Origin of the sequence: Vibrio sp. 10N.222.55.B11, from assembly GCF_041473705.1 — a bacterium.
Lineage (GTDB): Bacteria > Pseudomonadota > Gammaproteobacteria > Enterobacterales > Vibrionaceae > Vibrio > Vibrio crassostreae_C.
Map to the genome: position 1 here is coordinate 1 of NZ_JBFRST010000091.1, position 7458 is coordinate 7458.

The 7458-nt window shown below is 44.8% G+C and carries 7 protein-coding genes and 4 pseudogenes; 9 read left to right on the forward strand and 2 right to left on the reverse strand.

The features are described from left to right. From AB4503_RS24005 to AB4503_RS24030, 6 genes and pseudogenes are all read left to right on the forward strand, one after another. Positions 1-554, forward strand: a pseudogene (locus AB4503_RS24005) (transposase); the annotation flags it as partial. A 421-nt stretch (positions 555-975) separates the two neighbouring features. Then, the gene (locus AB4503_RS24010; protein WP_372048963.1) at positions 976-1191 is read left to right on the forward strand and encodes a hypothetical protein; all 216 of its coding nucleotides are present in this window, start codon (positions 976-978) and stop codon (positions 1189-1191) included. Beyond that, on the forward strand, positions 1175-1621 hold the full coding sequence (locus AB4503_RS24015) for a hypothetical protein (protein WP_372048962.1): 447 nt from the start codon (positions 1175-1177) through the stop codon (positions 1619-1621). Before AB4503_RS24010 ends, AB4503_RS24015 begins: the two co-directional genes overlap by 17 nt. Before the next feature lie 139 nt (positions 1622-1760). Continuing rightward, entirely contained in the window at positions 1761-2225 is a 465-nt protein-coding gene (locus AB4503_RS24020; RefSeq protein WP_372048961.1) for a TfoX/Sxy family protein, read from the forward strand. Next, the gene (locus AB4503_RS24025) at positions 2125-2394 is read left to right on the forward strand and encodes a TfoX/Sxy family DNA transformation protein (RefSeq protein ID WP_372115822.1); all 270 of its coding nucleotides are present in this window, start codon (positions 2125-2127) and stop codon (positions 2392-2394) included. The genes AB4503_RS24020 and AB4503_RS24025 overlap by 101 nt, the downstream gene beginning before the upstream one ends. 110 nt (positions 2395-2504) lie before the next feature. Further along, a complete protein-coding gene (locus AB4503_RS24030; protein ID WP_372048960.1) occupies positions 2505-3665 on the forward strand; it encodes an AAA family ATPase in 1161 nt (386 codons plus the stop codon). Between the two features lie 322 nt (positions 3666-3987). Here the strand turns inward: AB4503_RS24030 and AB4503_RS24035 are convergent. Beyond that, positions 3988-4723: pseudogene (locus tag AB4503_RS24035) on the reverse strand (IS6 family transposase); the annotation flags it as partial. Positions 4724-4901: 178 nt separating this feature from the next. Between AB4503_RS24035 and AB4503_RS24040 the strand changes: the two are divergent. Beyond that, a pseudogene (locus AB4503_RS24040) lies at positions 4902-5856 on the forward strand (IS3 family transposase). A gap of 169 nt (positions 5857-6025) precedes the next feature. After that, positions 6026-6490, forward strand: a pseudogene (locus tag AB4503_RS24045) (IS5 family transposase); the annotation flags it as partial. On the opposite strand, the gene AB4503_RS24050 reads toward AB4503_RS24045, so the two are convergent. Then, positions 6480-6614: a transposase gene (locus AB4503_RS24050; protein WP_372115823.1), complete on the reverse strand. Its 135-nt coding sequence runs from the start codon at positions 6612-6614 to the stop codon at positions 6480-6482. The pseudogene AB4503_RS24045 and the gene AB4503_RS24050 overlap by 11 nt on opposite strands. Before the next feature lie 143 nt (positions 6615-6757). Between AB4503_RS24050 and AB4503_RS24055 the strand changes: the two genes are divergently transcribed. Continuing rightward, a partial coding sequence (locus tag AB4503_RS24055) for an IS5 family transposase (RefSeq protein ID WP_372115824.1) occupies positions 6758-7458 on the forward strand: 701 nt, incomplete at its 3' end.

The following is a 7458-nucleotide window of genomic DNA, read 5'->3' on the forward strand; positions in this document are numbered from 1 at the left end:
TTTTACTTTAATTGGTATAAGGTACGAGATCGCTCAGGTAATGGCGTTAAAATTTAATAGCAACTTGATACCACCATACCTCAAGCGAACTAAAAACGTAGCAACACTGCTCCCAGTGCTCTATCTCAAAGGGATTTCTACGGGCGATATGCTACCCGCTCTTGAATCGTTGCTCGGTAAGGATGCAAAAGAACTCTCAGCCAACAGCATCTGTCGCCTCAAGGAACGATGGCATAAAGAATACGAGCAGTGGCGCAAACGAGACCTCGGTAAGCGTCGCTACGTCTATGTCTGGGCTGACGGTGTTTACTGTCACGTCAGGAAGGACGATAAGCTCTGCTTACTCGTCATCATTGGTGTCGATGATACTGGACGCAAAGAGGTCCTTGGTGTTTTGGATGGTCATCGAGAATCCGAAGCAAGTTGACGCGTTATATTGGACCGAGTTGGTTGAACAATTAAGAGCTCAAGGATTACAGCTAGCACCGAAGCTTGCTATCGGAGATGGCAAGCTTGGCTTCTGGAAAGCCGTGGCTAAGTGCTGGCATCAAACGGCTTAGTAACGTTGCTGGGTGCATGCGCCGGAGAAAACCGGCCACCCATTCCGATTTAACCCGGACGATTTTGGCTTAACTCAGGAATCCCAACCTTTTCTCTTTTAAATCAATATATCACAATCTTTACTGTCGATTTTAATGGTAAGCGTCAACAAATCCACTCATTCAATGAAACGAGAAAGATAGATAGCCTACCTGTTCAATATCATTAACGAACAGGTAACCACCATGACTCGATACAGAAGTCCAGCTAGGCCATAGGAAGAATGCGTATTTCGGTGACCCTGTAAATAATTCTGTGTAACGGCTTTTGGTTACAAGTATTCAGTGTAAACGTTGAAGACAAGATATTGATCTTTGAGCTAAAACTTCCTGAAGAATGGTTAGATGAATTGTAAAAGAGGGTGTTGAAGTCGCGATGGATGCAAAACAACTCAAACGAATAAGTCAAAATATTGGCGTTACTGTACAAGTGCACAACAAAGAAGAGTATATGATGGACTCGTTACTTAAACGTGCTGAGCACTGGGTAAAAATGTCGCCTAAGCAAACCCAAGAATCGGCGATAGTAGAGTTTCCTGATAGGAGGAATGAAGAGAAAGAGGGTCAAAAAGCTGATGATAATCAACCGTAACGTCAAACACTGGCTCTTGCTTTTCATGTTGGTGATGTCGCCTGCTGCCTTGGCGGTTGGAGATAAAGTGAATTCAATGGATGTTACGTTCGCTGGTTGGACGGAGCACTTAACCAGTAATGACCGTAATCAAGACAATACGATCACGGGACTGCGATACAAACAGGTTGAAGCGTTCACCTTGGTGAACAGTTTTGAGCATCGAGCGTATGGGGCAGATTGGTATCCACAATGGCGATTCAATCAGTATATGAACTATGGCGTTCGAATAGGGGGGCTGACTGGATATACAAAGGAAGAAAACTCACTCCAAGTGGGAGGTGTGACGCCTTTTATAGCACCGGCTATAAGTTTCCATTATGACCACCTTGGAGCGGAAGTGGTACTGTTTACCGATGTGGTGGTTATGTCGTTGAAAGTGGTGATTTAGTTCCTTTTGGTTATGTTGCTGATAGTGTGTCGGTTTATGTGATCCTGACACTCTTCATACCTTATGTAGGTTGACTTCTGAGCGTATTGGTCTCTATGCTTTCGTTTTTCTAGCGGTATACGAAAAAGGCAGAGTACTTATGGATGGCATGAGCGTGATTCAACGTGTCCAGCTTTCAGGGACAATCACAACCCAACCTATGTTTTCTGGCGTGGGTTATTTTATTGATGGGGCAATGTTTGGGATTGATTTCGACGGACTGTTCTATGTAAAGGCGAATGGTGCTCTGATACAACAATGCAAACAGGCAGGGTGGCTGCCTTACGTGTGTCGCAATAATCAGACTATCGTGACAAACTACTATGCGTTGCCGGAAGAGTACCTTTATTGCCCAGAGCGTTTACATTCGTTGATAACGCAAGTCGTTGCTTTTGCCAAATTTGGCATTCAGTCTCGTTTGGAAAAAAAGGAACGTCCAAACAAACCTGGAAGATCTCCCCAATATGCGTCAGTCTACAGAAGTGTTGTTAAAGCGGATAGGGATAACGAGCGTAGAGGAATTGAGAGAAGTTGGAGCCGCTCAAGCGTATGTATGGATCCGTGACCGCTTAACACTGGATGTGTCGGAGCGTTTGCTCTTTCGTCTAGAAGGAGCATTAGTGCAACGGCATTGGATGTGTCTAGGTGAAATGAAACAACAAACATTGATAGACCGTGTCTTGATGTTGTCTCTATCACCGAGAAGTGAGTGCGCTGAGCAAAAAAGCAGTTAAGCTAGTGTTCATAGTATCGTGTACCCAGTTAAGAGATTCATCGGTATGAATGATGACTGCGTATACATTAACCATCATCACTTTTTGTTCAGAGTCATCATCGAGGTCATATGATATCAACGTTTGCCGTGAGTAATTATCGTTCTCTAAAAAAGATCATCACGCCGTTATCCAATTTGACCGTGGTCACTGGGCCAAATGGTAGTGGTAAGTCGAATTTATATCGCTCTCTTCGGTTATTATCTGATGCCGCAAACGGCCATCTCGTATCGGCATTAGCTAAAGAAGGGGGGATTGCTTCCACATTATGGGCAGGACCTGAAACCTTTTCAAAGTCTATGTTATCTGGGCAAGAGCCTGTGCAAGGAGGGAGCAGGACCCGGCCTGTACGTTTAGAATTTGGGTTTGCAGGAGAGAGGTTTGGGTACTGCATCTCTTTGGGGCTACCTTCGCCAGGACTGACGATGTTTAACCTTGACCCTATCATTAAACGTGAATTTATCTGGGCGGGTCCAGCTTATCGCTCTGCATCTTGTTTAGTGGAGCGTCAAGGAGCCGTGGTCAAAGTAAGAGAAGGGCGACGTTGGCGTGTGTATACCGATCAACTGAGTCAGTTTGATAGTATTCTCACGGAACTGGCGGATCCTTTAGTGATGCCAGAGGTTTTTCATCTTCGTGACATGATAAGAAGTTGGCGGTTTTATGATCAATTTCGTACGGATATGGACTCACCAATTCGACAGCCACAAATCGGCACGTTTACACCAGTGCTTGATCATCAAGGTCATGGGTTGGTCGCGGCTTTACAAACTATCATTGAGGTGGGAGATCGAGAGGGACTAGACGAAGCTATTAATGATGCGTTTCCGGGGGCAAGAATTACGGTGTCTACGGCTCATGATGGTCGCTTCGTATTAGAATTTCACCAACAAGGTTTGTTAAGACCATTGCATTTAAGTGAGCTTTCAGAAGGGACGCTTCGGTATCTGCTGTCTGTTGCGGTATTATTAACGCCTAGACCCCCTTCTATGATTGTCTTGAATGAACCCGAAACCAGTCTACATCCTGATTTACTGCCAGCTTTAGGTCGGCTAATTATCAAAGCATCAAAACATACTCAACTCTGGGTTGTCTCACACGCAACAAAGCTAGTTGCCACCTTGGAACAAGGTGAAGAGTGTCATTCAATAAGTTTGGATAAAAGACTAGGTGAAACGTTGATTCGGGGGCAAGGATTGCTAGAACAACCCGCTTGGCATTGGCCTCGTTAACATGGGTAATTTTATTAACGTTCACTGAGAAGAGATCACGGCATAAATAAAGCACATTGAAAACTCCATTCTTTCGTGAACTTACGGAAGGTTAGCTCAACTTAGAGTTTTTATGCGAGTTTACTGAAGTACAAATCCATTCATCAAGGTAAATGTACTTATGACCAAACCAGATACACAAATGGAAGGCTAAATTAGAAGTTCAGCTTGAGTCTAAGGAGCTATCAGACGAGGAATATGAAGAGTTGAAACAACTGCGTAAAGAAGCTCTGTATGGAGAAAGAAATCTTAAAAAAAGCGTCGGCCTTCTTTGCGAAAGAAATTGGTCAACCACCTCAACATTGAACAAACGATTCATAAAGGCGGTTCTCTCCCGCACCAGAGTTTTACTTTCCTCGGTACGTAACCAGAAATCAAGCTGCCCTTTGTTCAACGTTCGTAGTGATTCAAATCCTTGAATGGTTAACCAAGCTCGCTTTCGAATTTTAAAACCGCCTGTGCCTACTACGAGCTTCTTGATAGGAGCGTGACCAGATTCAATACCATTATTGAGATACTTCATTTGCCGTCGCGCGACATCTACTCGAAGTCGTCCTTCTCTCTTCAGATGAGTAATCGCATTGGCATAGGAGGAATGCTTGTCCGTGTTTAATGTTTGAGGCTATAACTCTTTTGGATAGTGAAGCAGACACCGCTTCAGGAACTCATAAGCCGCGTCTTTATTGCGTTTGTGGGAGAAATAGAAGTCCAGTGTCTCACCTTGCTTGTTGATAGCTCGGTACAGATAATGCCATTTTCCTTTCACCTTTACATAGGTTTCATCGAGCTGCCACGAAGAGTCAGCTCGGATGAATTGATGACGGCGTAATTTCTTACGTAGTGCTGGAGGATACTCAATGAACCAACGATAAATGGTAGAGCGGTTAACCGAAATTCCTCGCTCCTGCAACATGTCACTGAGGTTAGCGTAGCTCATTGGCGTTGAACCATACCCAGCGCAAGCACCATAAGATGATTTCGGGGGCAAAATGTTTCCATTTGAATTCGGGATTGGTCATTGAGTCACTGGATTAGATGAGAAAGGAAGAATTCTGAGTTTTAACTACATTTTTTGCAACAGCTCCATGTTAAGAGCTTGTGATGGACTTCCATTTCACCTCGATCTGTAGTGGCATAGTGAATTTGGCCACCTGATTAGAGGTGTTAAGATGCACCTCGTACACAACAGGTGAAACTATGACAAAACGTACGAGAAGAACTTTCAGCCCAGAATTCAAACTTGAAGCTGCGCAACTGGTTGTTGACCAAGGGTACTCCGTTGATGAAGCAGCCAAGGCCATGAATGTGAGCAGGTCGGCCATGGATAAGTGGGTAAGGCAGCTTAAACAAGAGCGAAAAGGCATTACACCAAAGGCCTCACCGCTGACGCCTGAACAGATTGAAATCCGAGAGCTAAAAAAACGGATCGCAGAGCTTGAAGAGCATAACGAAATCATAAAAAAGGCTACAGCTCTGTTGATGTCGGACTCCCTGAAAAATTCTCGATAATCGAGCGACCAAGATAATGAAAAAGCTTGGATTAGTTAGTCGCCAGCTTCCGAAACACAAATATAAGAAACAGTCGCTCGAGCATGTGGAAATCCCGAATCACCTTGAGCGACAGTTCGCCGTTACGGCTCCAAATCAAGTGTGGGTTGGAGATGTGACGTATGTCTGGACAGGAAACCGTTGGGCCTATCTAGCCGTTGTACTGGACTTATTTGCCCGTAAACCCATTGGTTGGGCTATGTCTTTTTCGCCTGATAGCCAGTTGACAAGCAAAGCACTAAAAATGGCTTATGAAAGTCGTGGCAAGCCTCAAGGAGTGCTGTTCCATAGCGACCAGGGTACGCATTACACTAGCCGGAAATTCCGTCAGACTTTATGGCGTTATCAGATTAAGCAAAGCCTGTCGCGTAGAGGAAACTGTTGGGATAACAGCCCGATGGAGCGCTTCTTCAGAAGCCTAAAAACAGAATGGGTGCCAGCCAGTGGCTATCGGAGCTTAACAGAGGCCTGGAGCAGCATTGTTGGCTACATCATTAGATATTACAGTCAAATCAGGCCGCATCAGTACAATGGCGGTCTTACACCAAATGAGTCGGAACGACTCTACTGGCAAACTTATAAAACCGTGGCCAATTTTACTTGACCACTACAATCCTGCCCTTAAATCTCCAAAATGATCATTTTTCTTTCTCCATACGGAGCTGCTTTACTTCTTTACGCAGTTGTTTCAACTGGCTTTGTTGCGTAATTCGATGGAACTAAATCAGGAAGTTACGATCTGATCGGCTAAGTCAGCTAACCTTCGTAGCCTTATGCCGAAACCTCGTTATAAAACAACTAACTGGAAACAGAATAAGCGAGGTAGGCCTCGTCGATTCAGCGACCTAGCCATTACTACAGCACTCATGGTAAAACGCGTTTTCTCTATGCCATTGAGAGCGTTGCAAGGTTTTCTAGACTCCGTATTTAAGCTGGCTAAGATACCGCTTGATTGTCTACATTACACCTGTATAAGCCGTCGAGTTAAAGACGTTGAGGTTTCATTTAAAACCAAAACCAGAGGTGTGATACAGCATCTGGCCATCGACGCCACTGGTCTTAAAGTTTATGGCGAAGGTGAATGGAAGGTCAAAAAGCATGGTACTGATAGGAAGCGCAGAGTCTGGCGTAAGCTACATTTAGCAGTAGATACCAGCACCCACGAAATAGTCGCAGCAGAGCTGAGTTTATCTAACGTTACCGATGCCGAAGTGCTTCCCAACTTACTCAAGCAGACACACCTACCGCCTCAGCAGTTTCTGTGACTGTGTATCCTTGCTCTCGAACCAAAGCGACAGCTTCTTCTTTAAACTCTTTAGGATAACGTTTATAAGTACGTTTTTCGTTCATATAACACCTCATTGATTAACATTGATTGTCTTTCAATAAAGTGTCCTGTTCCATTAGACCAGTACAGTATCTATACGGCTTTGTTGCGTAATTCAGTGGAACTAAATCAAGAACCTACGATCTGATCAGCTACCTCCACCCTCTCTCGTAGCCCTATGCCTAAGCCTCGTTACAAAACAACCAACTGGAAGCAATACAACCAATCACTCATTAACCGTGGCTCTCTGACCTTTTGGATTGATGAAGAAGCAATAAGCGGGTGGGCGCAAAGTAAACAGAATAAGCGCGGGAGGCCGCGTCGGTTCAGTGATTTAGCTATCACGACAGCACTCATGGTGAAACGAGTTTTTTCTATGCCATTGAGAGCGCTTCAAGGATTTATCGACTCGATATTTAGGTTAGCCCATGTACCGTTAAGTTGTCCGCATTACACCTGCATCAGTCGTAGAGCCAAGCAAGTTGAGGTTTCATTTAAGACTAAAACGAGAGGAGCGATACAGCACCTAGCTATTGATGCTACTGGCCTTAAGGTTTATGGCGAAGGTGAATGGAAAGTCAAAAAACATGGGACGGATGGCAAGCGTAGAGTCTGGCGAAAGCTTCATATTGCCGTCGATACCAACACTCATGAGATCATTGCCGCCGAGCTAAGTTTATCGACGGTTACAGATGGAGAAGTACTCCCGAACTTACTGAAACAAACACACCGAAGTATCTTTGAGGTGTCTGGTGATGGCGCTTACGACACGAGAGCGTGTCACGCTGCTATTAAGATTAAGGGAGCCATTGCGCTTATTCCCCCAAGAGAAGGGGCAGCCTTCTGGGAGCGTGGTCACCCTCGAAATCTCGCCGTGGG

What these genes read in the sequence shown, in the direction of transcription:
- AB4503_RS24015 (WP_372048962.1), top strand. Translation starts at nt 1,175, where the DNA reads ATGATAATCAACCGTAACGTCAAACACTGGCTCTTGCTTTTCATGTTG.
- AB4503_RS24050 (WP_372115823.1), bottom strand. Translation starts at nt 6,614, where the DNA reads ATGAGGTGTTATATGAACGAAAAACGTACTTATAAACGTTATCCTAAA.
- AB4503_RS24020 (WP_372048961.1), top strand. Translation starts at nt 1,761, where the DNA reads ATGGATGGCATGAGCGTGATTCAACGTGTCCAGCTTTCAGGGACAATC.
- AB4503_RS24010 (WP_372048963.1), top strand. Translation starts at nt 976, where the DNA reads ATGGATGCAAAACAACTCAAACGAATAAGTCAAAATATTGGCGTTACT.
- AB4503_RS24025 (WP_372115822.1), top strand. Translation starts at nt 2,125, where the DNA reads ATGCGTCAGTCTACAGAAGTGTTGTTAAAGCGGATAGGGATAACGAGC.
- AB4503_RS24030 (WP_372048960.1), top strand. Translation starts at nt 2,505, where the DNA reads ATGATATCAACGTTTGCCGTGAGTAATTATCGTTCTCTAAAAAAGATC.